This is a genomic window from Streptomyces sp. NPDC017940, assembly GCF_044328435.1.
Classification (GTDB): Bacteria; Actinomycetota; Actinomycetes; order Streptomycetales; family Streptomycetaceae; genus Streptomyces.
On the sequence record NZ_JBIRHJ010000009.1, the window covers coordinates 204,355 to 230,292 of the forward strand.

Consider the following 25,938-nt stretch of genomic DNA (forward strand, 5'->3'; position numbering starts at 1 on the left):
CCAGCGTGATGCGAGCGGACTAAGCTCGCCCGGAGCGCGACGAGTTGAACAAGTTACAGCAGATTCGTGCGCTTGTTCCCTGAAATTCGATAGTTCGTTCTTTCGTGCAGGGGACCCCGCATCCTTCCCCTTTCTCCCCCCAAGACGAGTGTTCAGAGGGCATACATGGTGAGTCATCAATCGCCTCCCGGTGGCCGAGAAGTCCCTTACGCACGCGTCCTGTTGCTGCCTGCCGTGGTCATGGCGGCGGCGACGGGAGCCGCCGTGGCCGCGGTGACGGAGCCGGCGCGGACCGCGGTCGCCCTGTGCGGTGCCGTGGCCACGCTCCTGGTCACCGTCGTCGGCGCCGAGGCCGCACGCCGCGGCCGCGCCCTGCGGGACCTGCGCAGGAGCCACGCGGCGCAGACCGCCCACCTGGAGCACCGCATCGCGACCCACGAGGAGGACACCGCCCGCCTGGGCCGCGAGGTGCTGCCCGAGGCCCTCTTCCGGGTCCGGCAGGGCGAGCCCCCCGCGGAGGTCGTCCGGCAGCTGATCGACGGCGACGAGATCAACCGCCGGCTGCCGCAGCCCCAGCGCATCCTGCTGCGCTCCTTCCTGGAGACCCTGGACCGCGAGGAGGCGATGCGTGAGAACGCGCAGCACGCCTTCGTCAACATCGCGCGGCGCGTGCAGTCCATCGTCCACCAGCAGTCCGCGGAACTGCGCGACATGGAGGAGTTCCACGGCCGCAACCCCGAGGTCTTCGACGACCTGCTCCGCATCGACCACGGCACGGCCCTCATCGGCCGTCTCGCCGACTCGATCACGGTGCTCGGCGGCGCCCGCCCCGGCCGCCAGTGGCCCAAGCCCGTACCGCTGTTCAGCGTGTTGCGCGGTGCCATGTCCCGGATCCTGGAGTACCGGCGCATCGCGCTGCACTCCATCGCCGACGTCGCCATCCACGGCACCAAGGTGGAGCCGCTGATCCACGCCTGCGCCGAACTGCTCGACAACGCCACGCGCTACTCGCCCCCGCAGACGAAGGTGCACGTCACCGCGATCGAGGTGCAGACGGGCATCGCCGTGGAGATCGAGGACGGCGGCGTCAGCCTCAGCGAGGAGGGCCGCAAGCGGGCCGAGAAGATGCTGGAGGAGGCCCGGCAGGGCATGGGCCTGGCCGACCTGCACGAGACGCCCCGCCTCGGCATGGCCGTCGTGGGCCGGCTCTCGCAGATGTACAACCTCCAGGTGTCGCTGCGCCAGTCCGCGTACGGCGGGGTGCGCGCGGTGCTCATCGTGCCGCGCGAGATGATCACGCCCGAGGAGGCGTCCGGCGTCGCGCACGGCATCGGCGCCTCCGCCGTGCCGCGTGTGAACGAGGACGGCACGATCATCGAAGAGGCCCGCGACATCCGCCGCAAGAAGCCCCGCAAGGTCACCACGGTGCCCCGCCCCTCCATGCCGATCGGCCTGTCCATGGAGGACGAGGTCCCCGAGGTCACCGAGTGGACGGCCAACGGCCTGCCGCAGCGCAGGAGCCGCGCGACGATGTCGCTCAGCGAGCGCTACGCGCAGGAGGCCGAGGCCCAGCGCCGCACCGAGGCGGCCATCGCCGCGCAGCCGCCCGCGCCGCTCGTGCCGGCCAAGAAGGAGAAGGAGCCCGGCCTGTGGGTCGAGGCCTTCATGGCGGGTCTGAACGGCGACGCCCCGCCCGCGCGCGACAACGCGGGCGACCGGGTGGCCGACGAGCAGGCCCGCGACCAGAACGACCACGGCAGCACCGACAACGCCGACGAGGGGGGCTGGAAGTGATCCAGCAGCGCGCCAACTTCGACTGGATGCTCAAGGAACTCGCCGACGGCGTGTACGGGGTTCGGCAGATCGTGGTGCTCTCCGCGGACGGCCTGCGCATCGCGCGGTACGGCGGCGACCCGGACGGCGCCGACCGCCTCGCCGCGGCCTGCGCGGGGTTGCAGAGCCTCGCCACCGCCGTCGCCACTGAGATCCCCGAGAGCGACGGCAACATGCGCATGGTCATCATCGAGATCAACGGCGGCTACTTCTACATGATGGCCGCGGGGACCGGCGCGTATCTGGCGGTGCTCGCCGAGGAGACGGTCGACGCCGGGATGATCAGCAACCGCATGCGGGACCTGGTCGTACGGATCGGCGCCCACCTCACCAGCCCGCCGCGGCGTGACGGGCAGGCCGTATGACTCCTCCGCAGGACCCCTTGCAGGACGAGACACCCGACAACGCCGACGCCCGCTTCCAGGCGGAGGTCACCGTCCGGCGCGAACGCCGCAGCCCGCTGGCGCCGGCGCCGTCCGGGGCCCCGACGGGTACCGGGTCCCCGGCGGACTCCGGGGCCGCGGACTCCGGGGGCGCGGCGGGCGCCGGGACCCCTGCGGGCCCGGGAGGCGGTCCCGCGAGGCTGTACATCCTCACCGGCGAGGACACCGAGCGGGCCCCCATCGACCTGGTCACGTTGATCGTCGCCAAGGGCGCCCCGTCCCCGATGGCACAGCCCGAGCAGTCCGCGCTGCTGCGGCTGTGCCGGACGCCGCTGTCCGCCGCGGAGCTTTCGGCCTACATGGCGCTGCCGTTCAGCGTGGTGACCGTGCTCCTCACGGAGTTGCTCGCGGCGGACCTGGTGCACGCGCGTGCGCCCGTCGTGCGCTCCGCGTTCCCCGACCGTTCCCTCCTCGAAGCGGTGATGCATGGACTTCAAAAGCTCTGACACGCTCACCCCCGGCACCGTCACCGGTCCCCACGAGCAGGACGTCCTGCCCGCCACGGCCGCGGCCGCCGCGAAGATCGTCATCGTGGGCGGGTTCGGAGTCGGCAAGACGACGATGGTGGGTTCGGTCAGCGAGATCCGCCCGCTGACCACCGAGGAGACCATGACGCAGGCGGGCATCGGCGTCGACGACAACTACGGCTCCGAGACCAAGACCGCCACCACCGTGGCGATGGACTTCGGCCGGATCAGCATCTCCGAAGAGCTGGTGCTCTATCTGTTCGGCACCCCGGGCCAGGAGCGCTTCTGGTTCCTGTGGAACGGCCTCTTCGAAGGCGCGCTCGGCGCCGTGGTGCTCATCGACACCCGCCGCCTGCAAGTCAGCTTCGACGTGATCGGGCGTCTGGAGGAGCGCGGCGTGCCGTTCATCATCGCCGTCAACGACTTCCCCGACGCCCCGCGGCACCCCGTGAACGCCCTGCGCACGGCGCTCGACCTGGACGAGCGGGTGCCGATCGTGTCGTGCGACGCGCGTCAGCGGGTCTCCAGCAAGGACACCCTGATGACCCTCGTGCGCTATCTGCACGCCCTCGCCCTGGCCAGGGCCTGAACTCTCCGGAGCGACACCCGTGACGACCCCCTCCCGCCATTCCCCCGCCGCACCCGGCACCGGGCAGGACGCCGCGCCGCCGCCCGGCTGCCCCGCCCACCAATCCTCCGGCCTCGGCGCCGGCGGCCTGCGCCGCCTGTACGGCCCCGAGGCGGAACTGGACATCGCGGGCGTGTACGAGAAGCTGCGCGCCGAGCACGGCGCGGTGGCACCGGCACTGCTCCACAACGACGTACGCGTCTGGGTGGTGCTAGGCCACAGCGAGAACCTGCACATGGTCCGCACGCCCTCGCAGTACACCCGCGACTCCCGGCGGTGGAACGCCGTACGGGACGGCACCGCGGGCGCCGACCACCCCCTCGCGCCCGTCTTCACCTGGCAGCCGATGTGCAGCTTCGTGGAGGGCGCCGAGCACCAGCGGCTTCGCGGGGCCGTCACCGCCGCCATGGCGGGCCTGGACCACCGCGGCATCCGCCGCCACATCAACCGCTACAGCAACAAGATCATCAACGGCATCTGTGAGACCGGCCGCGCCGACCTGGTCGGCCAGTTCGCCGAGCACCTGCCGATGATGGTGATGCTGCACATCCTCGGCATGCCCGAGGAGTACAGCGAGCGGATGGTGCAGGCCGCCCGCGACATGATCAAGGGCACCGAGACGGCCATCGCCAGCAACGAGTTCGTGATGGAGGCCCTCACCCGGCTCGTGGTGCGGCGCCGCGCCCAGCCCGAGGAGGACTTCACCAGCGCCCTCATCGCCCAGCCCGCGCGGCTCACCGACGACGAGGTCGCCGCCCATCTGCGCCTGGTGCTCATCGCGGCGTACGAGGCCACCGCGAACCTCATCGCGAACGTCCTGCGCGTGGTGCTCACCGACCCGCGCTTCCGCGCCCGGCTCAGCGGCGGCCAGATGACCGTGCCGGAGGCGGTCGAGCAGTCGCTGTGGGACGAGCCGCCGTTCAGCGCGATGATCGGCTACTTCGCCAAGCAGGACACCCAGCTCGGCGGTCAGCAGATCCAGGCGGGCGACGGTCTCCTGCTCGGCATCGCACCGGGCAACGTCGATCCCGTCGTGCGCCCCGACCTCGCCGCCAACATGCAGGGCAACCGCTCCCACCTCGCCTTCAGCGGCGGGCCGCACGAGTGCCCCGGCCAGGACATCGGCCGCGCCATCGCCGACACCGGCGTGGACGCGCTGCTCATGCGGCTGCCCGATGTGGAACTCGCCGTCGACGAGCGGGAGCTGCGCTGGCGCTCGTCGATCATGTCGCGGCACCTGGTGGAGCTGCCGGTCCACTTCGGCAAGCGGCCGCCGCAGGACATCACGGCCATGCCGAGGTCGCACGCGCCGGCGCCGCGCAGGCACTGGGAGGTGTCGTCGCCGCTGCCGCGGGCGTTCGAGCCGCCGCCCGCCCCCGTACCGCCGGCCGCGCTCCCCGACGCGCCGCCGGAACCGCAGCCCGCGGGCGCGCCCGCCCGGGGCAGGGGGGCCTGGCGGCGCTTCCTGGAGTGGTGGCGCGGCTACTGAGGCCGGGTGGCGCGGCCACGGAGACGGGGTGGCGCGGCTCCCGGGGCCCGAGCGCCGGGTGCCCTCCGGGTCAGCGGGCCCACTCCTCGTACGAGGACCAGGCCTGGAGGGTGCGGCCGCTCACGAAGTGGTGGCCGGTGCCGGTGACGGGGTCGGTGAACCGCAGGGAGCGGGCGAGGAGTTGCAGGGGGCGCCGGAAGTCGTCGGGCGCCGTCGGCGCCCGCACCTCGGGGTAGAGCGGGTCGCCGAGGATGGGCACGCCGATGGCGTTCATGTGGACGCGGAGCTGATGGGTGCGGCCGGTGTGCGGCAGCAGCCGGTAGCGTCCGATGCCGCCGTCGTGCTCGACGAGTTCGACGTCGCTCTCGCTGTTGGGTTCGGCGTCCGCGACCTCGTAGGCCGCGAGTACGCCGCGCTCCTTCACGATGTGGCTGCGTACGGTGCGCGGGAGCGCGAGGCCGGGGTCGTGGGCGGCCACGGCCTCGTACTCCTTGTGCACACGGCGGTCGTGGAACAGCGACTGGTAGGCGCCGCGCTCCTCGGGCCGCACGGTGAACAGGAGCAGGCCGGCGGTGAGCCGGTCCAGGCGGTGCGCTGCACCGAGCGCCGGGATGCCGAGGCCGTCACGGAGCCGGGCGAGCGCGGTCTGGGCGACATGGCTGCCGCGCGGCACGGTGGCGAGGAAGTGCGGCTTGTCGGCGACGACGATGTGCTCGTCGCGGTACACGACCTCGATGTCGTACGGCACCGGGGGCTCGTCCGGCAGGTCCCGCTGGAACCACACGTACGCGCCCGCCGCGTACGGGGCGTCCGGTGCCACCGGCGTTCCGTCGGCGCCGACGACGCCGCCCTCGGCCAGCATCGCGTCGACGGCGCCGGGCGGGGCGGAGAGCCGTTCCACGAGGTGGTCCCGTACGGTCGTCCACGCCCCGTCGGCGGGCAGCCGCAGCCGTACCGGGTCGACGCCGTCGCGCTGCGGCAGGGGGGCGGGCGGGATGCGGCGTCTGCGGGTCACAGCGGGCAAGCGTACGGGGCGGCCCGGGTGCCGGGCCGCCCCGGAAAACCGGTGTCCCCTCGCCCCGTGGGCCTGCACGATGGCGGCATGCCCTACAAGATCTCGAACGTGGTGGAGCCCGGCACCTTCGCGCGCCGGGAACAGCCGTCGCTGCCCGCACCCGGCGGCCTTGTCCTGCGGCCCTGGTCGCCCGACGACGCGGGTGTGGTGTACGAGGCCTTCCAGGACCCGGTGTTGCAGCGGTGGCATGCGCGCGTGGCCGACACCGAGGACGAGGCCCGGGAGTGGATCGAGGGCTGGCGTGCGGACTGGGCCGAGGAGCGCAGCGCGCACTGGGCGGTCGCCGGGGCGGAGTCCGGTCAGGTGGTGGGGCGGGTCGCCCTCCGCGAGATCGACCTCGCCGACGGGCAGGCGGAGGCGGCGTACTGGACCCGGCCCCGTTTCCGGGGCCGGGGGGTCGCACCCCGTGCCGTCGCCGCCCTGGCCGCCTGGGCCCTGGACGTCGTGGGGCTGCACCGGCTCGAACTCACCCACGCCACGGCGAACGAGGCGTCGTGCCGCGTGGCCCTGAAGACCGGGTTCGTACCGGAGGGGACCAAGCGGAGCGCGGTGCTGCATGAGGACGGGTGGCACGACATGCACCTGCACGCCCGAATCGCCCCCTGACAGTCCACCGGACCACCGTGCAGGCCGCCTCCGCTGTGCCACCGCGTGCCACCCGCACACTTGGCGACTTCGTCAGGCTGCGGCTCCGTCCATGTGCCCGGCGGCTTCGTCAGGCTGCGGCTGCGTCCAAGTGCCCGGCGCCTTCGCCCAGCCGCCGCCTTCGGCAGACGTGCCCGGAGGACCCGTCAGGCCGCCGCCTCCTGCTCCGCCTCCACCTGCGCGTTCCACTCCGGCTTCGACGCCTGCCAGCCGTCCTCGTTGTGGCCGAGGCGCCAGTACCCGGAGACGGAGAGGCGCTCGCGCGGGACCTGGTGTTCCATGCGCAGGATGCGGCGGATCTCCTTCACGAAGCCCGCCTCGCCGTGCACGAAGGCCTGGAGGTCGCCGGAGGGGAAGTCGAGGGCGCGGACGGCCTCGACGAGGGCCCGGCCGACGGGGCGGCCGTCGCGGTGCAGCCAGACGATCTTCGCGTGGGTGTCGATGGGCTGCTCCTCCTCGGGGCCTTCGACCTCGATGAAGGCACGCACGTCGGCGCCCTCGGGCAGGGCCTCCAGGGCGGCGGCGATGGCGGGCAGCGCGCTCTCGTCACCGGCGATCAGGTGCCAGTCGGCGGCCGGGTCCGGGGCATACCCGCCGCCGGGGCCCGCCAGGTGGATCGTCTCGCCCGGCTGCACGTCCCGCGCCCACGGCCCCGCCAGGCCCTCGTCGCCGTGGATCACGAAGTCGAGGGCCAGCTCGCGGGCCTTGGGGTCCCACCAGCGCACCGTGTACGTACGCATCACCGGCCGCTGGTCGCGCGGCAGCTCCGCACGGGCCCGCTCCATGTCGTAGTCCGCGGGATAGCTGCCGCCCGCGGGCGGGAACAGAAGCTTCACGTAGTGGTCCGTGCACTCGCCGGCGGTGAACTCCGCGAGCCCCTTGCCACCGACGACCACGCGCAGCATGTGGGGCGTCAGGCGCTCGGTGCGCACGACCTGCGCGGTGTGGAGCTTGGGAGCTTTACGTGCGGGTCGCTCTGCCATGGCGGTCGGCCTTCCCCTCGTGCACAATAGTTAGGTTTACCTAACCTAACATCTCAGGCCTGAAGTACGGTCAACAGTCGGTTAAGCGAGCCTCCGAGCCCCCAGCGGGCGGCCAGCTCGTCGAGGGCGGCGGGATCGCGCGGCTCGCGCGGCACGGCGACCTCCACGTCCGGCAGCGGGACATCGCTCGCGACCCGGACCACCTTGGGTGCCACGGCGACATAGGCGCGCGACTCGTCGAGGCGCTTGCGCTGCGAGGGGGTGAGCCGGGACGCCGGGTCGTCCACCGCCGCCATGATCCCGGCCAGGTCGCCGAAGGCGTCGAGCAGCTTGGCCGCGGTCTTCTCGCCGATGCCCGGCACCCCGGGCAGCCCGTCGCTCGGGTCGCCGCGCAGCAGGGCCAGGTCCACATAGCCGGGGCCGTCCACGCCGTACTTCTCGCGCAGCCAGGCCTCGTCGGTCGTCTGGAGGGTGCCCACGCCCTTCAGGGGATAGAGGACGCGGACGCCCCGGGCGTCGTCCACCAGCTGATAGAGGTCGCGGTCGCCCGTGACGATGTCGACCGGGCCCGCGGCCCGCGCGGTGTAGGTGCCGATGACGTCGTCCGCCTCGTACGGGGAGACGCCCACGCGGGCGATGCCGAGGGCGTCCAGGACCTCCTCGATGACGGGGACCTGGGGGGAGAGGGTGTCCGGGACCTCTTCGGTGTCCGGCGTGACGGCTCCCTCGGGGGCCTCCTCGGCCACGCGGTGCGCCTTGTACGAAGGGATGAGCTCGACGCGCCAGTGCGGGCGCCAGTCCGCGTCCATGCAGGCGACGAGGTCGTCCGGGCGGTGGTCCTGGACCAGGCGCGTGATGAACTCGAGCAGGCCGCGCACCGCGTTCACCGGAGTGCCGTCCGGCGCCCGCACGGATTCGGGGACCCCGAAGTAGGCCCGGAAGTACAGGGACGCCGTGTCGAGCAGCATCAGCCGCCGCGTTGCTTGAGTCACCTTCGCATCATGCCGCACCGCACTGACAGCCGAGCGGCGCCCGATGCCATGGAAGTGAGCTGAGTCACTCTTTGGTTTGGTATGGACAAGTGGGGGCAGGCACGCACGCGGAGCACACTCGGTCGAGTTTTCAACTTCTTGACGCGAAGCGGATAGATGCCGCGCGGCTCCACGGCCCGCCGACGGGGGAGGCGGGCCGTCTTGGTTCGACCCGAGAGGTGTATGTGTCCAGGCTGCAAGCCGAGCATCTGTACAAGGTGTTCGGCAGACGACCCGATGACGCGGTGGAGAAACTCCGCCACGGAACCGACCGTGAGGAACTGCGTGCGGCGGGAACCACCGCCGCGGTGATCGATGCTTCCTTCACCGTCGAACCGGGCCAGATCTTCGTCGTCATGGGTCTCTCCGGGTCCGGCAAGTCCACGCTGCTGCGCATGCTCAACGGACTGTCGGAGCCCACGGCCGGGCAGGTGCTCTTCGACGGCCAGGACCTCACCGGGCTGAGCGCCCGCGAACTGCGGGAGGTGCGCTCGAAGAAGATCAGCATGGTCTTCCAGCACTTCGCGCTGTTCCCGCACCGCAGTGTCCTGGAGAACGCGGCCTACGGCCTGGAGGTGCAGGGGCTGCCGCGTGCCGAGCGCGAGAAGCGCGCCATGGAGGCGCTCGAACTCGCCGGGCTCAAGGGCTGGGAGAAGTCCTGGCCTGACGAGCTGTCCGGCGGCATGCAGCAGCGCGTGGGCCTGGCCCGCGCCCTCGCCACGGACGCCGACCTGCTGCTCATGGACGAGTCGTTCAGCGCGCTCGACCCGCTGATCCGCCGCGACATGCAGGACCAGCTCCTCGAACTCCAGAAGCGCCTGAAGAAGACCATCGTCTTCATCACCCACGACCTGAACGAGGCCATGCGCCTCGGCGACCAGATCGCCGTCATGCGCGACGGCCGCATCGTCCAGACGGGCACCGCCGAGGACATCCTCGTCACCCCCGCCAACGACTACGTCGCCGCGTTCACCCAGGACGTCGACCGCTCCCGCGTGCTGACGGCGGGCGCCATCATGGCCGACCCCGACACCGTCCTCGGCACCACGGCGCCCGACGGCAAGGAACTGCGCACCGCCGAGGACGTCCTGGCCGCCGCCCCCGCGGCCGTGGCCGAGTCCACCCCGATCATCGACCTGTTCACGCCGTGCTCCACGAGCACCGTGCCCGTCGCCGTGACGGGCGCGGACGGCGAACTCGTCGGCGTCGTGCCGAGCTCGCGGCTGCTCGCCGTGCTCGGCGAGCCCATGGCACCCGCCGACGCGCCGCTCGACGCCGTCGTCCCGGCGCAGCAGACCATCGTCCCGGCGCAGCAGACCAAGAACACCGAGGCCACCGGCGGCGACGCCGGTGGCGACGGCGGCAAGAGCGTGGGCAAGGTGAGCAGCGGTGCCTAGGATTCCCTTCGGCGACTGGGTCAACGACGCGGTCGAGTGGTCCAGAACGCACATGGACTGGCTGTTCGACTTCATCAAGACGCTCTTCCAGAACATGTGGGACGGCGTCTACGACGTACTCTCCGGGCCCGAGCCGCTGCTCATGGCGGGCATCCTCGCCGTCGTCGCGTTCTGGCTGCGCGGGCTGCTCGGCGGTGTGCTCGCCTTCGCGGGCTTCGCCTTCATCGTGTCCCTGGAGTTGTGGGACAACGCGATGATGACGCTGTCCCTCGTGCTCGTCTCGACCTTCGTGGCGCTGGTCGTCGCCGTGCCCGTGGGCATATGGGCGGCCCGCTCCAGGACGGTCAGCGGCATCGTCAGGCCGGTGCTCGACCTGATGCAGACGCTGCCCGCGATGATCTACCTCATCCCGGCGCTGCTGTTCTTCCGGATGGGCGCCCCCGCGGGCATCGTCGCCACCATCGTCTTCGCGCTCGCCCCCGGTGTGCGCATGACGGAGCTCGGCATCCGCCAGGTCGACAAGGAGCTGGTGGAGGCGGCCGACGCGTTCGGCACCACGCCCCGCAACACCCTCTTCCGGGTCCAGCTGCCGCTCGCGCTGCCCACGATCATGGCCGGTGTCAACCAGGTCATCATGCTCGGCCTGTCCATGGCGGCCCTGACCGGCATGGTCGGCACCCCCGGCCTCGGCGCCGACGTCAACGCCGCCATCGGCCAGCTCGACGTCGGTCTCGGCGCGGAGGCGGGCATCTCCATCGTGATCCTCGCCATCTACCTGGACCGCGTCACCAGCGGCCTCGGCGGTCAGGTCTCCCCGCTCGGCCGCCGCGCCCTCGCCAAGCTGCGGGCCGCGCAGGGCCTCAGCGTCTGGAACTACCGCCCCCGGCCCGTCGTCGCGATGGTCGGCGTCGTCGTCCTCGCGCTCGTCGCGGGCGGCATGAGCATCTTCGGCGGTACCGACTCCGAGACCGTGGCCGACACGAAGAACGTCGGCCGGGGCAAGGAAGTCAAGATCGGTTACATCCCCTGGGACGAGGGCGTCGCCTCCACCTTCCTCTGGAAGGAGGTCCTCGAGCGGCGCGGCTTCAAGGTGACCACAAGCCAGCTCGAGGCCGGTCCGCTGTACACCTCCCTGGCGCAGGGCGACATCGACTTCCAGACCGACTCCTGGCTGCCGACGACGCACGCCTCGTACTGGAAGAAGTACGGCAAGGACCTGGAGGACCTGGGATCCTGGTTCGGCCCCACCTCCCTGGAGCTGACCGTCCCCGCGTACATGAAGGACGTCGACTCCCTTGCGGACCTCAAGGGCAAGGGCGGCACGTTCAAGGGCAGGATCACCGGCATCGAGTCGAGCGCCGGAATGATGCGGCTGCTCAAGGACAAGGTCCTCGGTGCGTACGGCCTCGACAAGGAGTACAAGGTCGTCGACGGCTCGACGCCCGCGATGCTCTCCGAGCTGAAGGCCGCGTACGCCAAGAAGGAGCCGATCGTCACCACGCTGTGGTCGCCGCACTGGGCGTACAGCGACTTCGACCTGAAGAAGCTCAAGGACCCGAAGGGCGCCTGGGGCAAGGGCGACGGCGTCCACACGCTGGCGCGCAAGGGCTTCTCCGAGGAGAACCCCGAAGTCGGCAAGTGGCTCAAGAAGTTCACGATGACCGAGAAGCAGCTGACGGATCTCGAAGCGGAGATCAACAAGGCCGGCAAGGGCAAGCAGCAGGACGCCGTGCGCGGCTGGCTGAAGAAGAACCCGGGCCTGCTCGACAAGATGGCGCCCCTGCCGAAGAACACCGTCGGCGACGAGAACAAGCGTCCGCTGAAGGCCGCGTACTTCGCCTGGGACGAGAACATCGCCGTCACCAACCTGTGGAAGCGCGTCCTGGAGAAGCGCGGCTACACGATGGACCTGACCCCGGCCGACGTCGGCCCGGCCTACACCGGCCTCGCGCAGGGCGACATCGACCTCAACCTCGACGCCTGGCTGCCCACCGCCCAGAAGACGTACTGGGAGAAGAACAAGGACAACCTCAAGGACCTCGGCTCCTGGTACAGCCCGACGTCCCTGGAGGTCGCCGTCCCGTCCTACGTCAAGGACGTGAAGTCGCTCGCGGACCTCAAGAGCAAGGGCGACAAGTTCAAGGGCAGGATCATCGGCATCGAGCCCGGCACCGGCGTGATGCAGGCGCTCAAGGACAAGGTCCTGCCCGGCTACGGCCTGGAGGGCGAGTACGAGATCGCCGCGGGCTCGACCCCCGCGATGCTCTCCGAGCTGAAGGCCGCGTACGCCAAGAAGGAGCCGGTCGCGGTCGTGCTCTGGTCGCCGCACTGGGCGTACAGCGAGTACGACCTCACCAAGCTGAAGGACCCCAAGGGCGGCTTCGGCAAGGGCAACACGATCCGCATGCTCTCCAGCAAGGACTTCCCCGGCCGGTACCCGCAGCTCACGAAGTGGCTCAAGAACTTCAGGATGAGCGAGAAGCAGCTGGGCGACCTGGAGAACGAGATCAACAAGGCGGGCAAGAACAACGAGCCCGAGGCCGTCGACACCTGGTTGAAGAAGAACCCGGGCTTCGAGGAGAAGATGACGGCCGTGCAGTGACGCACCGGGCCCGGCCGCCGAACGGGCCGGACCCCTGACGACCCCGAGGGGTGGGCACCGCCGTGTGGCGAGGCCCACCCCTCGGGGCGTTCCCGCGGGGCCACGACGGCCCCTGCCCCGGCCCGGCCGTGACCGGCCGTGCACGATGCGTACGGGGTGCGCGGGGGCTCACGGCGGCCGGAACCGGCGCCCGGAGTGCCCAACCGGGTAAAACCGTTTGGCGAACATGCGTAGGGTGCAGGAAACCCTTCAGGGTGATGACGCGGGCAGGACGACAGGCGTACGCGCGTACGCGACAGTGGACCGGAGCGGAAGAAGGGAGCCGGGGCCATGGACGAGCGCAAGGAAACCCTCCGGGTGGGCTCGGCCGTGCGGCGGCGGCGCCGCCAGCTGGAGCTCACCCTTGCCGTGGTCGCCGCGCGCAGCGGTCTCTCGGTGCCCTTTCTCAGCCAGGTCGAGAACGAGCGGGCCCGGCCGAGCACCCGCTCTCTGGAGCGGGTCGCCGACGCCCTAAACACGACCGCCGTGGAGCTGCTCGCGGCCGCCGACCCGGCCTGCACGGTGGACCTGGTACGCGCCCACGACGAGGTGAGCCTGGCCGGCGGCACCTGCGAGACGCACGTCCGTGACCTGGTGCGCGGCCACCACCAGCTGCACGCGTTCGAGTACGTCGGCGACCACGACGAGGGCCGCGAGTTCCAGCACCGCAACGACGAGCTGATGTACGTCATCGCCGGTGCCGTCGAGGTCGAGGCCGAGGGGCGCGCCTATCGCCTCGGGCGCGGCGACACCCTGTTCCTGACGGGCGGGGTGCGGCACCGCTGGCGGGCCACGGCGGCCGACGCGCGCGTCCTCGTCGTCGCCGTCGGCGACCACATCGAGGCCGTCGACGACGGGCGGCACTGAGGGCCCGTGCGAGTGTCCGACATCCGGGTGGTCTCGCTGGTGCCGTCACTGACGGAAGCCGTGGCCACGACTCTGCCGGGCGCCCTGGTGGGCGCGACCGACTGGTGCACGCACCCGGCGGACCTCGACGTCGTGCGCGTCGGCGGCACCAAGAACCCCGACGTACCGGCGATCGTGGCCCTGCGCCCCGATCTGGTGATCGCCAACGAGGAGGAGAACCGCCCGCCGGACCTCCACGCGCTGCGGGCGGCGGGCGTCGAGGTGCTCGTCACGGAGGTGCGCGGCCTCGGCCAGGCCTTCGACGAGCTGGCCAGGGTGCTCGCCGCGTGCGGCGCGGGGCGGCCCCGGTGGCTGGACGTGGCCGAGTCCCGGTGGCTGGACGGGGACGGGGCCGGCGGTCGCACCGCGGGGGAGCCCGCGGTCGGGACGCGGGCCGCGGTGCCGATCTGGCGCAGGCCCTGGATGGTCCTCGGCCGGGACACGTTCGCCGGTGATGTGCTGGCCCGCCTGGGGGTGGACAACGCGTACGCGGCACACACCGAGCGCTATCCGCGTGTCCCTCTCGACGAGCTGTGCTCCGCGGGCCTCGACCTGGTGGTGCTGCCGGACGAGCCGTACCGCTTCACCCGCGAGGACGGCCCCGAGGCCTTCCCCGCCACGCTCCCCGTCGCGCTGGTCAGCGGACGCCATCTGACCTGGTACGGGCCTTCGCTCGCCGAAGCCCCCGAGGTGCTGGGCGCGGCGCTGCGGGCGGCGCTGCGCTGACCTGCCTGCGCGCCGTCAGCGCGGCGGCGCGAGCAGACGGCCGTCGGCGACCCCGCGCACGGTCCTGGCGAGCGCCGCCAGCCAGGCCGCCACCAGCAGGGCGTACAGCGCCACGGCCAGCCAGTCGTACGCCGCGAGGCCGGTGTGCGTGCCGAGGCTCTCGGCGCCCGTCACACACGTACCGACGGGGAAGGTGAACGCCCACCAGGTCATCGCGAAGCCCATGCCGCGCCGCCAGGCCCGCAGCACCAGGGCGGCGGCGAGCGCGAGCCACAGCAGCGCGAAGCCCATCACCGGCACGCCGAACAGCACGGCGAAGACGGCGAGGCCCTCGTCGTACGGGGCCGGGAGCACACCCGGCGCGACGTCCGCGAACTTTCCCGCGGCCGTGGTCGACTGCCCGAGCGGGCCGAGGACCAGGAAGAGGGCGGGGGTCAGCACCAGCGGCAGCGGGTCGCCGTGCACCAGGCGCCCGAAGATCAGCGGCAGCATCAGCAGGGTGGCGAGCAGGCTCAGGCCGAACAGGGCGAAGCACCCGAGGAGCAGGGCCTCCTGGGCCTGCCCCGGGGGGAGATGCGGGACGAGCAGCGGTCCGAGGGCCGCCGACACCATGGGTGCCACGACCGGGAGGAGCCACACCGGCGAGGCGGAGCCCGGCGGTACGCGGTGCCGCACCACCATCAGATACGGCACCGCGACGGCCGCGGCGAGCCCGACGGCCGTGCCCGCGGTGAACAGGACCGCGTCGACGGCGACGGCCGCGGTGGTGCCGAGCCAGTCCGCGCCCACGAGCACCGTGCCACCGCCGACGGCGAGGAGCGCCATCGACAGGCAGCCGTAGAACGGCGCCACCGCCGGGTCGGCGAGGTGGGCGCGCGCCTGGTCGCGGTGGTGCGTGAGATGGAGGGCCCGGGCGGTGAGCAGCGCGACCAGCATCACGAACGAGAGCGCCCACACCGCCGTCGCACCCGTGCGCGCCCCGGGCACGTCCACGGGCAGGGCGGCGCCCGCGTTGGCGACGACGGCGGTGCCCATGACGGCGGCGTACCAGTTCGGGCCCAGGTGGCGCAGGGCGGCGAAGCGGGGCCCTGCGGCCGGGCGGGCCGGGGCGGCGGTGGGGACGGCGGTGACCATGACTCCACGGTGCGGGCGGGCGGCCCGGCCCACCAGGGACCTCTCCTCTATGAGGGCATAACCTGGGCTTATGAGTTCTTCTGGTGCCTCTGTCACGGGTGGGGCCGATGGGTCCGGTGGGTTTAGTGGGCTTGCTGGGTCCAGTGGGCTTGCTGGGTCCGGTGGGTCCCATGGGCCCGGTGGGTCCCGCGGGCCCGGTGCGGTGGGCGGCCATGCCGGGTCCGGTACGCCGTCGGGGGCGCCCCTCGCGCACCGGGTGCCGGATCTCGCCGCCCTGGAGCTGCTGCTCGCCGTGGCGCGGCTCGGCAGTCTCGGCCGGGCGGCGCGCGAGCTGGGCATCTCCCAGCCCGCCGCCAGCGGCCGGATCCGCTCCATGGAGCGGCAGCTCGGCGTGGCCCTGGTGGACCGCTCGCCGCGCGGGTCGCGGCTCACGGAGGCGGGTGCGCTCGTCACGGACTGGGCCCGCCGGATCGTGGAGGCGGCCGAGGCCTTCGACGCGGGGGCGCAGGCGCTGCGGGACCGGCGGGACTCGCGGCTGCGGGTCGCCGCCAGCATGACCATCGCCGAGTACCTGCTGCCCGGATGGCTCATAGCCCTGCGGGCGCGGCGGCCCGACACCGCGGTGTCCCTGCTCGCGGGCAACTCCGCGGCGGTCACCGGCCGGCTGCTCACGGGGGAGGCCGACGTCGGGTTCGTGGAGGGGGTCGGGGTGCCCGCGGGCCTCGACGGCGTGGTCGTCGCGCAGGACCGGCTCGTCGTGGTGGTGGCGCCGGGTCACGCCTGGGCGCGGCGGCGGGCCCCGGTGGAGGCAGCCGAACTGGCCGCCGCGCCGCTGATCCTGCGCGAGGAGGGGTCCGGCACGCGTCAGGTCCTGGAGGCGGCGCTCGGCGAGCTGGCCCGCCCGCTGCTCGAACTGTCCTCGACCACCGCCGTGAAGTCCGCCGCGGTGAGCGGGGCCGGGCCGGCGGTCCTCAGTGAGCTGGCCGTGGGGGAGGAGCTGGCCGCCCGGCGGCTCGTCCGTGTCCCCGTGGACGGGACGCGGTTGCGGCGGGAGCTGCGCGCCGTGTGGCCCGTGGGGCACGTACCGGCGGGCCCCGCACGCGACCTCCTGAGCCTCACCCGCGCGACGCCCTAGCCCTTCCTCCCGCTTCCCGCCGCCCGCACCAGCGCCTCCATCACCCGCGTGTCCCGCCCCGCCTCCGGATGCCACTGGACGCCCAGGGCCCAGGCGGGGGAGGGGAGTTCCACGGCCTCGATCGTGCCGTCCTCCGCGTGGGCCGAGACGTGCAGGCCCGCGGCCAGGCGGTCCACGCACTGGTGGTGGTACGTCGGGACGTCCGCCGAGGGGTCGGGGACGATCTCGGCGTAGCGCGTGCCGGGGACCGGGCGCACCGGGTGGGTGGTGAAGACGCCGGGGGCCGCCACATGGCCGTCCAGGTGCTGTACGAGCGTGCCGCCGAGGGCGACGTTCAGGAGCTGCATGCCCCGGCAGATGCCGAGCAGCGGGGTGCCGGATTCGAGGGCCGCGCGGATCAGGGCGAGTTCCCACGCGTCCCGCTCGTGCGCGGGCGGCCCGGTGAGGTCCGCACGCACCGCTCCGTAGTGCGACGGCTCCACGTCGGGGCCGCCCGCGACGACCACGCCGTCGAGTCGGGCGACGACGTCGGCCGCGTACGCCGGGTCGTCGGGCGGCAGCATCGACGCGAGGCCGCCCGCGGTCTGGACCAGCCGCGGATAGCCGGCCGGCAGGAGCGCCGCGGGGAGTTCCCACACGCCCCAGCTCGCCTTCGCCTCCCAGTAGGTGCTGATGCCGATGAGGGGTTTGTTCACCTTGTTCTCCGTGTGCTGGGAGTTCTCCGTGTGCCGTGCCGTGCCGTGTGTCGTACGGCGTGCCAAGGCTGGGGCGTCAGTCGCGTTCCAGCTCCGCCTCCGCCGCCGCGAGGGCCGCGAACTCCTCCTCCGGGGCCCGCGCCACCAGGTGCTTGCGGCTGTAGAGGCCGAAGTACGCGAGGGCGACCCCGTACACGCCGAGCGCGATGAACGCCGCCGTCACGTCGACGAGGAACGTCGCGACCAGCGCCGCGCACGCGAGGACGAGGGCGACGGAGGACGTCAGGACGCCGCCCGGGGTGCGGTACGGCCGCGGCAGGTGCGGCTCGCGGCGGCGCAGGACGATGTGCGAGAGCGACATCAGGGCGTACGAGATGGTGGCGCCGAACACCGCCACGTTCAGCATGCGCGCGCCGTCACCGGTCGCCGCGGCCAGGGCGAAACCGATCGCGCCGGGGACGAGAAGGCCCAGGTAGGGGGCCTTGCGGCGGCTCGTGAGGGAGAGGAAGCGGGGGAGGTAACCCGCGCGGGACAGGGCGAAGAGCTGGCGGGAGCCCGCGTAGATCAGGGAGAAGAACGACGCCACCAGGCCCGCGAGGCCCGCGTAGTTGATGACGCGGCTCAGGGCCGTCGCCTCGCCGTCCGTCCTGAGCGCGTCCACGAGCGGATTGCCGGTCTCCTGGATGGCCGCGGAGCCGCGCGCACCCGCCGAGGCGAAGAAGGTGAGCAGGGCGAGCGCGACCAGGATGCACAGGGACCAGCGGATGGCGCGCGGCAGCGTGCGCGCGGGGTCCTTGGTCTCCTCGGCGGCGAGCGGCACGCCCTCCACGCCGAGGAAGAACCACATGCCGAACGGGAACGCCGCCCAGATGCCGAGCAGACCGAGCGGCAGCCAGGAGTTGGCCCCGAACGCGTCGTGGTCGACAGCGATGTCGTTCAGGCCGGAGGCGTCGAAGTCCATGAACGCGCCCACGGCGAAGACGAGCAGCGCCGCCACCGCGATCCCCGTGACGACGAAGCTGAAGCGCAGCGCCTCGCCCACGCCCCACAGATGGATGCCGATGAAGATCACGAAGCAGGCCAGGTACACCGGCCAGCCGGACTCCAGGCCGAACAGGTCGAGCGACTCGACGTAGTCGCCGATGAAGATGGAGATCGCGGCGGGCGCGAGGATGTACTCGATGAGGATCGCCGTGCCGGTGAGGAAGCCGCCCCAGGGGCCGAGCGCGCGCCGCGCGAAGCCGTAGCCGCCGCCCGCCGTCGGCAGGACAGACGACAGCTCGGCGAGCGAGAAGACCATGCAGGCGTACATCACGCCCATGAGCACCATCGCGATGCCGAGGCCGCCGAAGCCGCCCTCCTTCAGGCCGGAGTTCCACCCGGAGAAGTCACCGGAGACGACGTAGGCGACGCCGAGGCCGGTGAGGAGCACCCAGCCGGCGTTGCCGCGGCGCAGCGCGCGCCGCTCCAGATAGTCGTCGCCCGGATCCTCGGCGGCGCGGCCCTTCGACGGCTCGGTGGACTCCAGGCTCATGGCACGGCTCCCTGCGTCGGCGTACAACGGGACTTCAATGGAGTGAGGCCATACCTTTGCGGTGGTGGGGGTGGGAAAGCAAGACCTGGGCGTTACACCGCGGTAAATCGCGGCGGCCCCGGGCCGGGGGGGATGCTCACGCCGGAGTGCCGGAGTGCCGGAGTGCCGGAGCGGCCCGGGCGCCCCCGGCGGGGAGCGCGCTCACGTCAAGAAGCCCCGAAGCAGCGCCGCCGTCCCCGCGCAGTGCTCGCGCATCATCTCCCGCGCGCCGTCCGCGTCGCCGTCCAGAACCGCCTCCACCAGGGCGGTGTGCTGGCGCTGCGAGTGCTCCAGGTTGCGCACCAGGAGCGGGATGCAGTCCAGGAGGTCGTTGACGGTGGCGCGGACCGCCGCGTACTGCGCGGTGAGCGAGGGCGAGCCGGAAAGCTCGGCCAGCGTGAGGTGCAGCAGGGTGTCGAGGCGGCGGTACTCGGCGAGCGGCGCGTCGTGGGTGCGCGCGAGCGCGGCACGCAGGCGCTCGGCCTGCTCGGCACCGAGCCCGTGCGCGGCACACAGGCCGGCCGCCCCCACATCGAGGACCTCGCGGAAGCGCAGCGCGTCCTCCACGTCCACGTCCGCGATGCGCCTGCGCAGTTCGTCCTCGCCGGGGGCCACCGGGCGCGGGCGCACGAACGTACCCCCGTAGCGCCCCCGGCGTGACTCCACGAGCCCCTGGTCCTGGAGCACCTTCAGGACCTCGCGCAGCGTGACCCGGCTGATCCCGAGCCGGTCGGCGAGCTCCCGCTCGGCCGGAAGGCGCTCGCCGCCCGGCACCAGGCCGAGCCGGACCACCTGGAGGATCTGCTCCAGGGCCTCCTCGAAGCCGTTGCCCGCCCGGACCGGACGCAGGACCTGCGTCAACCGGTCGTCGGCCGAGGCGTGCGCGGCGTTGACCTCCGCGTGCGACATCTGCCCGTACCCCCTTCCCAAGCAAAGGTTCTCCGCAATACCTTATGGCCACTCGGCTGACCCAAGGAGGCTTTTCCCGTGGCAGACCGCACACCCCCGCTCGGCGTCGAGGAGCTGCGTGCTCTGGTGGCGAGCGGCGAGATCGACACTGTCGTCCTGGCCTTCCCCGACATGCAGGGGCGGCTCCAGGGCAAGCGGTTCGCCGCCCGGTTCTTCCTGGACGAGGTCCTGGAGCACGGCACGGAGGGCTGCAACTACCTCCTCGCCGTCGACACGGAGATGAACACGGTCGACGGCTACGCGATGTCCTCCTGGGACCGCGGCTACGGCGACTTCGCCATGCGCCCCGACGTCGACACGCTGCGCCGCGTCCCCTGGAACGAGGGCACGGCCCTGCTGATGGCCGACCTCGCCTGGGAGGACGGCGGGCCCGTCGTGGCCGCCCCGCGCCAGATACTGCGCCGCCAGCTCGACCGGCTCGCCGAGCTCGGCTACACCGCGCACGTCGGTACGGAGCTGGAGTTCATCGTCTTCAAGGACACCTACGAACAGGCCTGGGACGCGGGCTACCAAGGACTCACCCCCGCCAACCAGTACAACATCGACTACTCCGTCCTCGGCACCGGGCGCGTCGAGCCGCTGCTGCGCCGCATCCGCAACGAGATGGCGGCCGCGGGACTGACCGTCGAGTCCGCGAAGGGCGAGTGCAACCCGGGCCAGCACGAGATCGTGTTCCGCTACGACGAGGCACTCGTCACCTGCGACCAGCACTCGGTCTACAAGACGGGCGCCAAGGAGATCGCCGCGCAGGAAGGCGTCTCGCTCACCTTCATGGCGAAGTACAACGAGCGCGAGGGCAACTCCTGCCACATCCACCTCTCGCTCCAGGACGCCGACGGCACCAACGCCATGGCAGGTGAAGGCCCCGGGGGCATGTCCCCGCTGATGCGGCACTTCCTCGCCGGACAGCTGGCCGCGCTGCGCGACTTCTCGCTCCTGTACGCGCCCCACATCAACTCCTACAAGCGCTTCCAGCCGGGCACCTTCGCGCCCACGGCCGCCGCCTGGGGCCACGACAACCGCACCTGCGCGCTGCGCGTGGTCGGCCACGGCCGCTCGATGCGCTTCGAGAACCGGCTGCCCGGCGGCGACGTCAACCCCTACCTGGCCGTCGCCGGACTGATCGCCGCGGGCCTGCACGGCGTGGAGCAGCAGCTCGAACTGCCCGACGCCTGCACGGGCAACGCCTACGCCGCCGACTACGAACACGTACCGACGACGCTGCGCGAGGCCGCCGAGCTCTGGGAGAACAGCCCCGTCGCCAAGGCCGCGTTCGGTGACGAGGTCGTCGCGCACTACCGCAACATGGCGCGGGTCGAGCTGGCGGCCTTCGACTCCGCGGTGACCGACTGGGAGCTGCGCCGCTCCTTCGAACGCTTGTGAGGCGCGTCCGCCCGCCCGGACGCGCGAGGCACGTCCGCTCCCTCGACCGTATGTGAGGCACTTCCTTGCTCGATTCACTCCAGGTACTGAACCCGGCGACGGAGGCCGTCGTCGCCACCGTCCCCGCGGCCACCGCACGGGACGTCGACGCGGCCGTCGCGCACGCCTCTAGGGCGCAGGCGAGGTGGGCCGCCGCGGCCCCCGCCGACCGGGCCCGGCTGCTCCGCCGCTTCGCCGCCGTCATCGACGACCACATCGAGGAGCTCGCCAGGATCGAGGTGCGCGAGGCCGGGCACGTCATCGGCAACGCACGCTGGGAGGCGGGCAACGCACGTGACCTCTTCGACTACGCGGCGGGCGGCGTCGAGCGGCTCAACGGCCGTCAGATCCCGGTGCCCGGCGGCCTGAACGTCACGATGCTCGAACCCCTCGGCGTCGTCGGCGTCATCGCGCCCTGGAACTTCCCGATGCCCATCGCCGCCTGGGGCGCGGCCCCGGCACTCGCGGCGGGCAACGCGGTGCTCCTCAAGCCCGCCGAGACCACCCCGCTGACCGCCCTGCGCCTGGCCGAGCTCGCCCTGGAGGCAGGCCTGCCCGAGGGCCTCTTCCAGGTCCTGCCCGGGGAGGGCGCCGTCGCCGGGAACGCGCTCGTGGAGCACCCGGGCGTCGCCAAGATCGTGTTCACCGGCTCCACCCGCGTCGGCAAGCAGATCATGGCCAAGTGCGCGGACCGCGTGAAGCGCCTGACCCTCGAACTCGGCGGCAAGAGCCCGAACATCGTCTTCGCGGACGCCGACGTGGAGGCCGCCGCCCTCGCCGCACCCGGAGCCTTCCTCGACAACTCCGGTCAGGACTGCTGCGCCCGCACCCGCATCCTGGTGCAGCGCTCGGTGTACGACCGCTTCCTCGCACACCTCGCGCCCGTGGTCGAGTCGTACGCCGTCGGTGACCCCGCCGACGAGAAGACCCTGATGGGCCCCCTGATCTCCCGGGCCCAGCTGGAGCGGGTGCGGTCCTATGTGCCGTCCGGCGCGGGCATCCACGGCAGCGTGCCCGACGGGCCCGGCTTCTGGTTCCCGCCCACCGTGCTCACGGACGCGGCGCCGACGTCACCGGTGGCCGTCGAGGAGGTCTTCGGGCCCGTCGCCGTCGTGCTGCCCTTCGACGACGAGGCGGAGGCCGTCCGCCTCGCCAACGCCACCGAGTACGGCCTGTCCGGATCGATCTGGACCCGGGACGTGGGCCGGGCGCTGCGGGTGTCCCAGGCGGTACGGGCCGGGAACCTGTCCGTCAACTCCCACTCCAGCGTGCGCTACTGGACGCCTTTCGGCGGCTACGAGCAGTCCGGGCTCGGGCGCGAGCTCGGCCCGGACGCCCTTGCCGCCTTCACCGAGACCAAGAACGTCTTCATCAGCACGGAGGGTCCGTCACTGTGACCGAAGAGATCATGTGCCGCCGCCTCGTCGGCCGCACCGCCGTCATCACCGGTGCCGGCAGCGGCATCGGCCTCGCCACCGCACGCCGCCTCGCCGCGGAGGGCGCCCACGTGGTGTGCGGCGACATCGACGAGACCGCGGGCAAGAAGGCCGCCGACGAGGTCGGCGGGACGTTCGTGAAGGTCGACGTCACCGACGCCGAGCAGGTCGAGGCGCTGTTCAGGACGGCGTACGACACCTACGGCTCCGTCGACGTCGCCTTCAACAACGCCGGCATCTCGCCGCCCGACGACGACTCCATCCTGGACACCGGCCTGGAGGCCTGGAAGCGCGTCCAGGAGGTCAACCTCACCTCCGTCTACCTCTGCTGCAAGGCCGCGATCCCCTACATGCGGCGCCAGGGCAAGGGCTCCATCATCAACACGGCCTCGTTCGTGGCCCGGATGGGCGCCGCGACCTCGCAGATCTCGTACACCGCCTCCAAGGGCGGCGTGCTCGCCATGTCCCGCGAGCTCGGGGTGCAGTTCGCGCGCGAGGGCATCCGCGTGAACGCGCTGTGCCCGGGCCCTGTCAACACCCCCCTCCTCCAGGAGCTGTTCGCCAAGGACCCCGAGCGCGCCGCGCGCCGCCTCGTGCACATCCCCGTGGGCCGCTTCGCCGAGGCCGACGAGCTGGCCGCCGCGGTCGCGTTCCTCGCGAGCGACGACTCCTCGTTCGTGAACGCCACCGACTTCCTGGTCGACGGCGGCATCTCCGGGGCGTACGTGACGCCCCTGTAGTCCACCGGTGGCGCGGCAGCCCACCAGGAGGGCGGCAGCCCACCAGCGGGCCGGTGTGCAGCCGGAGGCCACCCACCCCTCAGCCGGGCGTCGCGAGGCGCCCGGCTGACCTGCGTAACAGGCACCGTGTAGACGGTGTACGGGGCTTCAAGTGCCCCGTAGGACTGCTGTAGCGTCCACGCACATGCGCAACAGAAACGTTTTGGCGCTGACGTTGGCCTCCGCCGCCACCCTGGTGGCCGGACCCGTCACGCTCCCCGCGGCCGCCGCCACGGCCGCGCCCGCGCCGCACACCGGCGCCCACTGCCCGCAGCTGTCGAAGAAGCTCTCCTGGTACGGCGACAACCGGGCCCGCCTCCAGAAGGTCGTCGACGAGCGCGGCACCTGCTCGAACCCGCGTCTCGCACACGTCGGGAAGCGCCCGGTCGCCGCCTTCGACTGGGACAACACCATCACCAAGAACGACGTCACCGACGCCACCATCAGCTGGGCGCTGCGGCACGACAAGATCCTGCGCCCGAAGAGCTGGAAGTCGTCGAGCAAGTGGATGACGGACGCGGGCCACCGCGCCCTCACCGAGGCCTGCGGCACCACGGTGCCCGTCGGCCGGCCGCTGCCCACGTCCACGGACGACGCCTGCGCGGACGAGATCCTCCAGATCCGCGAGGACGGCACCACGATGAGCGGCGCCGCCGCCTTCGCCGGTACGTGGAACCACCGCCGCACCGTCCCCCAGTACGCCTGGGTGCCGCAGCTGTTCGCCGGACACACTGTCGAGGAAGTGGAGTCGTACGCGAAGAAGGCCCGCAAGGAGGCCCTCGCCGCGCCCGTCGGCACCACCCGCACCATCGGCAGCCACACCGTGCCCGGCTACGCCCGCTACTACGACCAGCAGCGCGATCTGATCCGCACCCTGAAGAAGGCCGGATTCGACGTCTACATCGTCTCCGCGGGCTCCGAGCCCGTCGCCGAGGTGTGGGCGCGCGGCGTCGGCGTCGACCGCGAGCACACCGTCGCCATCCGGTCCGTCCTCGACCGCGAGGGCCGCATCACCACCCGGAACCAGGGCTGCGGCGGCATCGGGGCCAACAAGGGCGAGACCATCCCGTACATCGACGGGAAGCGCTGCTTCATCAACCAGGAGATCTACCGGATCAAGGGCAAGAAGGCCTGGGACAAGCAGAGCTGGGGCAAGCGGATAGCGGTCGGCGGCGGTGACGCCGACACCGACGTCACGTTCGTCGGCGACGCGACGGGCGCCCACCTCGTGCTCAACCGCAACAAGAGCGAGTTCATGTGCCGGGCCTACGACAACGCCGACGGGCGCTGGATCGTGAACCCCATGTTCATCGAGCCACTGCCGCAGAAGTCCGGTACGTACCCCTGCTCGACCGGCGCGTACAACGAGCCCGGTGGACGCAAGGGCCCCGTCCTGCGCCCGGACGGCTCGGTGGTCCCCGACCAGCGCGACACCGTGCACTGACCGCCCGACCGGGCGGCCCGAACCGGCCGCCGGGGCGTCCCGGCGGCGGACCGAACCGGCCGCCGCGCGCCCCGGCCCAGGCCTTAGAGTGCCGGGATGAGCATGCCGCCGCCACCCGGCTGGTACCCGGACCCGTCCCGCCCCGCCGTCCAGCGCTGGTGGGACGGGTCCGCGTGGACCGAGCACCGGCACGGCCCCGAGGCCACGGTCCACCCGGCGCGGCCGCGGCCGGAGTTCGCCGCCACCGCGGTCGCGCCGCTGCCCGCGCGGACGGGTGGAGGCCGGGCCAAGGCCGTCGCCCTGGGCTCCGCGGGGGCCGTGCTCATCGCGTCCATCGTCACCGGTCTCCTCGTCCTGAAGGACGACGACGGCGACCCGACGGCCGGGCCCGCGCCCGTGCCCTCGGATCCGCACGAGCCGGGCCCCGCGGCGTCGACGGCGTCCCCGGAGCCCACCGGGCCCTCCACCGCACCGTCGTCGACGGACGACCCCGACACCCTCGTCGACCAGCTCAACGGCATCACGCTGCCCGTACCGAAGGGCTGGGAGAAGGCCGAGGACACCGTCGGCAACGAACTCGCCCTGCGGACCCCGGACACCTACGACTGCCCCGGCGACCCCGGCCGCTGCCGCCGGGGAACGATCACGTCGGCCACCGTCACCGGCAGCGACGAGCGCTCGCCGCGCAAGCTCGCCGAGGCCGACATCGCCGACGCCGCGGACGCCGCGTACGACGAGGACTCGATCGGCCGCAAGCCGTTCGGCGGCATCGCCCGGCACCGGCAGGTCGAGGCCGGCACCGTGGCGGTCGGCGGCCGCAGCGGCTACTTCGTGCGCTGGCGGGTGCACACCGAAGAGGGCGCGGGCGGCTACGTCCAGTCCCTCGCCTTCCCGTCGAGCACCGGCTCCGAGGCGATGGTGCGGGTCCGCTTCACCGTCGACGCGGGCCGGGGCGCCCCGCCCCTCTCCGACATCGACGAGGTCGTCGACGGGATCAGGCCGGTCGGGGACGGTGTGACCGGCGGGGGAGTGGGGAGCAGCGTCGAACCGGGGCGGTGAGCGGCGGGACGGGCCTCCAGGCCCGGAC

At 72.4% G+C, this 25,938-nt stretch carries 23 protein-coding genes; 16 read left to right on the plus strand and 7 right to left on the minus strand.

Translation table 11 applies throughout. The annotated features are described in order from the left end of the window. The first annotated feature begins 165 nt into the window (after positions 1 to 165). The 5 genes from ACH4DX_RS29485 to ACH4DX_RS29505 all read left to right on the plus strand — a co-directional run bounded on the left by ACH4DX_RS29485 (position 166) and on the right by ACH4DX_RS29505 (position 4,860). Positions 166 to 1,794 carry an ATP-binding protein gene (locus tag ACH4DX_RS29485; protein ID WP_398157379.1) on the plus strand — a complete coding sequence of 543 codons (1,629 nt, stop codon included), beginning with the start codon at positions 166 to 168 and terminating at the stop codon, positions 1,792 to 1,794. Then, positions 1,791 to 2,198, plus strand: coding sequence for a roadblock/LC7 domain-containing protein (locus ACH4DX_RS29490; RefSeq protein WP_398121684.1), 408 nt, complete (start codon positions 1,791 to 1,793; stop codon positions 2,196 to 2,198). The genes ACH4DX_RS29485 and ACH4DX_RS29490 overlap by 4 nt, the downstream gene beginning before the upstream one ends. Before the next feature lie 95 nt (positions 2,199 to 2,293). Continuing rightward, the gene (locus ACH4DX_RS29495; protein WP_398157507.1) at positions 2,294 to 2,722 is read left to right on the plus strand and encodes a DUF742 domain-containing protein; all 429 of its coding nucleotides are present in this window, start codon (positions 2,294 to 2,296) and stop codon (positions 2,720 to 2,722) included. Then, the gene (locus ACH4DX_RS29500) at positions 2,703 to 3,332 is read left to right on the plus strand and encodes a GTP-binding protein (RefSeq protein ID WP_398157380.1); all 630 of its coding nucleotides are present in this window, start codon (positions 2,703 to 2,705) and stop codon (positions 3,330 to 3,332) included. The genes ACH4DX_RS29495 and ACH4DX_RS29500 overlap by 20 nt, the downstream gene beginning before the upstream one ends. A gap of 19 nt (positions 3,333 to 3,351) precedes the next feature. After that, entirely contained in the window at positions 3,352 to 4,860 is a 1,509-nt protein-coding gene (locus tag ACH4DX_RS29505) for a cytochrome P450 (protein WP_398157381.1), read from the plus strand. Positions 4,861 to 4,930: 70 nt separating this feature from the next. On the opposite strand, the gene ACH4DX_RS29510 is transcribed toward ACH4DX_RS29505, so the two are convergent. Then, positions 4,931 to 5,875 (minus strand): RluA family pseudouridine synthase, encoded by a 945-nt coding sequence (locus tag ACH4DX_RS29510; RefSeq protein WP_398157382.1) that lies wholly within the window; start codon positions 5,873 to 5,875, stop codon positions 4,931 to 4,933. Positions 5,876 to 5,962: 87 nt separating this feature from the next. On the opposite strand from ACH4DX_RS29510, the gene ACH4DX_RS29515 reads away from it, so the two are divergent. Next, positions 5,963 to 6,541: a GNAT family N-acetyltransferase gene (locus ACH4DX_RS29515; protein ID WP_398157383.1), complete on the plus strand. Its 579-nt coding sequence runs from the start codon at positions 5,963 to 5,965 to the stop codon at positions 6,539 to 6,541. 185 nt (positions 6,542 to 6,726) lie between these two features. Here ACH4DX_RS29515 and ACH4DX_RS29520 read toward each other — a convergent pair whose 3' ends face one another. Both ACH4DX_RS29520 and ACH4DX_RS29525 read right to left on the minus strand, forming a co-directional pair. Next, on the minus strand, positions 6,727 to 7,563 hold the full coding sequence (locus ACH4DX_RS29520) for a siderophore-interacting protein (RefSeq protein ID WP_398157384.1): 837 nt from the start codon (positions 7,561 to 7,563) through the stop codon (positions 6,727 to 6,729). 53 nt (positions 7,564 to 7,616) lie between these two features. Beyond that, positions 7,617 to 8,531 carry a 5'-3' exonuclease H3TH domain-containing protein gene (locus tag ACH4DX_RS29525; protein ID WP_398121899.1) on the minus strand — a complete coding sequence of 305 codons (915 nt, stop codon included), beginning with the start codon at positions 8,529 to 8,531 and terminating at the stop codon, positions 7,617 to 7,619. Between the two features lie 248 nt (positions 8,532 to 8,779). Between ACH4DX_RS29525 and ACH4DX_RS29530 the strand changes: the two genes are divergently transcribed. From ACH4DX_RS29530 to ACH4DX_RS29545, 4 genes are all read left to right on the plus strand, one after another. Then, entirely contained in the window at positions 8,780 to 9,991 is a 1,212-nt protein-coding gene (locus ACH4DX_RS29530) for a glycine betaine/L-proline ABC transporter ATP-binding protein (protein WP_398121695.1), read from the plus strand. Beyond that, entirely contained in the window at positions 9,984 to 12,593 is a 2,610-nt protein-coding gene (locus ACH4DX_RS29535; RefSeq protein ID WP_398157385.1) for an ABC transporter permease/substrate binding protein, read from the plus strand. The genes ACH4DX_RS29530 and ACH4DX_RS29535 overlap by 8 nt, the downstream gene beginning before the upstream one ends. Positions 12,594 to 12,923: 330 nt before the next feature. Further along, positions 12,924 to 13,499 (plus strand): helix-turn-helix domain-containing protein, encoded by a 576-nt coding sequence (locus tag ACH4DX_RS29540; RefSeq protein WP_398157386.1) that lies wholly within the window; start codon positions 12,924 to 12,926, stop codon positions 13,497 to 13,499. Positions 13,500 to 13,511: 12 nt separating this feature from the next. Then, the gene (locus ACH4DX_RS29545) at positions 13,512 to 14,264 is read left to right on the plus strand and encodes a helical backbone metal receptor (RefSeq protein ID WP_398157508.1); all 753 of its coding nucleotides are present in this window, start codon (positions 13,512 to 13,514) and stop codon (positions 14,262 to 14,264) included. A 15-nt stretch (positions 14,265 to 14,279) separates the two neighbouring features. Here ACH4DX_RS29545 and ACH4DX_RS29550 read toward each other — a convergent pair whose 3' ends face one another. Then, positions 14,280 to 15,398, minus strand: a complete 1,119-nt coding sequence (locus tag ACH4DX_RS29550; RefSeq protein ID WP_398157387.1) for a TDT family transporter — start codon at positions 15,396 to 15,398, stop codon at positions 14,280 to 14,282. Between the two features lie 202 nt (positions 15,399 to 15,600). Between ACH4DX_RS29550 and ACH4DX_RS29555 the strand changes: the two genes are divergently transcribed. After that, entirely contained in the window at positions 15,601 to 16,533 is a 933-nt protein-coding gene (locus tag ACH4DX_RS29555; protein WP_398157388.1) for a LysR family transcriptional regulator, read from the plus strand. Here the strand turns inward: ACH4DX_RS29555 and ACH4DX_RS29560 are convergent. From ACH4DX_RS29560 to ACH4DX_RS29570, 3 genes are all read right to left on the minus strand, one after another. After that, entirely contained in the window at positions 16,530 to 17,228 is a 699-nt protein-coding gene (locus ACH4DX_RS29560; protein WP_398157389.1) for a gamma-glutamyl-gamma-aminobutyrate hydrolase family protein, read from the minus strand. The genes ACH4DX_RS29555 and ACH4DX_RS29560 overlap by 4 nt on opposite strands. 76 nt (positions 17,229 to 17,304) lie before the next feature. Further along, entirely contained in the window at positions 17,305 to 18,762 is a 1,458-nt protein-coding gene (gene eat / locus ACH4DX_RS29565) for an ethanolamine permease (RefSeq protein WP_398157390.1), read from the minus strand. Positions 18,763 to 18,963: 201 nt separating this feature from the next. Next, the gene (locus ACH4DX_RS29570; RefSeq protein ID WP_398157391.1) at positions 18,964 to 19,710 is read right to left on the minus strand and encodes a FadR/GntR family transcriptional regulator; all 747 of its coding nucleotides are present in this window, start codon (positions 19,708 to 19,710) and stop codon (positions 18,964 to 18,966) included. A 78-nt stretch (positions 19,711 to 19,788) separates the two neighbouring features. Between ACH4DX_RS29570 and ACH4DX_RS29575 the strand changes: the two genes are divergently transcribed. The 5 genes from ACH4DX_RS29575 to ACH4DX_RS29595 all read left to right on the plus strand — a co-directional run bounded on the left by ACH4DX_RS29575 (position 19,789) and on the right by ACH4DX_RS29595 (position 25,910). Further along, on the plus strand, positions 19,789 to 21,153 hold the full coding sequence (locus ACH4DX_RS29575; protein ID WP_398157392.1) for a glutamine synthetase family protein: 1,365 nt from the start codon (positions 19,789 to 19,791) through the stop codon (positions 21,151 to 21,153). A 65-nt stretch (positions 21,154 to 21,218) separates the two neighbouring features. After that, positions 21,219 to 22,589 carry an aldehyde dehydrogenase family protein gene (locus ACH4DX_RS29580; RefSeq protein WP_398157393.1) on the plus strand — a complete coding sequence of 457 codons (1,371 nt, stop codon included), beginning with the start codon at positions 21,219 to 21,221 and terminating at the stop codon, positions 22,587 to 22,589. Next, positions 22,586 to 23,368 (plus strand): 3-oxoacyl-ACP reductase, encoded by a 783-nt coding sequence (locus ACH4DX_RS29585; protein WP_398121709.1) that lies wholly within the window; start codon positions 22,586 to 22,588, stop codon positions 23,366 to 23,368. The genes ACH4DX_RS29580 and ACH4DX_RS29585 overlap by 4 nt, the downstream gene beginning before the upstream one ends. Before the next feature lie 184 nt (positions 23,369 to 23,552). After that, the gene (locus ACH4DX_RS29590) at positions 23,553 to 24,851 is read left to right on the plus strand and encodes a haloacid dehalogenase-like hydrolase (RefSeq protein WP_398157394.1); all 1,299 of its coding nucleotides are present in this window, start codon (positions 23,553 to 23,555) and stop codon (positions 24,849 to 24,851) included. 96 nt (positions 24,852 to 24,947) lie between these two features. Beyond that, entirely contained in the window at positions 24,948 to 25,910 is a 963-nt protein-coding gene (locus ACH4DX_RS29595; protein ID WP_398157395.1) for a DUF2510 domain-containing protein, read from the plus strand. The last annotated feature ends 28 nt before the right edge of the window (positions 25,911 to 25,938 follow it).

Excerpts from the sequence above, each read along its gene's own strand:
- ACH4DX_RS29485 (WP_398157379.1), top strand. The coding sequence starts at position 166 with ATGGTGAGTCATCAATCGCCTCCCGGTGGCCGAGAAGTCCCTTACGCA.
- ACH4DX_RS29500 (WP_398157380.1), top strand. The coding sequence starts at position 2,703 with ATGGACTTCAAAAGCTCTGACACGCTCACCCCCGGCACCGTCACCGGT.
- ACH4DX_RS29515 (WP_398157383.1), top strand. The coding sequence starts at position 5,963 with ATGCCCTACAAGATCTCGAACGTGGTGGAGCCCGGCACCTTCGCGCGC.
- ACH4DX_RS29520 (WP_398157384.1), bottom strand. The coding sequence starts at position 7,563 with ATGGCAGAGCGACCCGCACGTAAAGCTCCCAAGCTCCACACCGCGCAG.
- ACH4DX_RS29525 (WP_398121899.1), bottom strand. The coding sequence starts at position 8,531 with ATGCTGCTCGACACGGCGTCCCTGTACTTCCGGGCCTACTTCGGGGTC.
- ACH4DX_RS29540 (WP_398157386.1), top strand. The coding sequence starts at position 12,924 with ATGGACGAGCGCAAGGAAACCCTCCGGGTGGGCTCGGCCGTGCGGCGG.
- ACH4DX_RS29550 (WP_398157387.1), bottom strand. The coding sequence starts at position 15,398 with ATGGTCACCGCCGTCCCCACCGCCGCCCCGGCCCGCCCGGCCGCAGGG.
- eat (WP_398157390.1), bottom strand. The coding sequence starts at position 18,762 with ATGAGCCTGGAGTCCACCGAGCCGTCGAAGGGCCGCGCCGCCGAGGAT.
- ACH4DX_RS29570 (WP_398157391.1), bottom strand. The coding sequence starts at position 19,710 with ATGTCGCACGCGGAGGTCAACGCCGCGCACGCCTCGGCCGACGACCGG.
- ACH4DX_RS29590 (WP_398157394.1), top strand. The coding sequence starts at position 23,553 with ATGCGCAACAGAAACGTTTTGGCGCTGACGTTGGCCTCCGCCGCCACC.
- ACH4DX_RS29595 (WP_398157395.1), top strand. The coding sequence starts at position 24,948 with ATGAGCATGCCGCCGCCACCCGGCTGGTACCCGGACCCGTCCCGCCCC.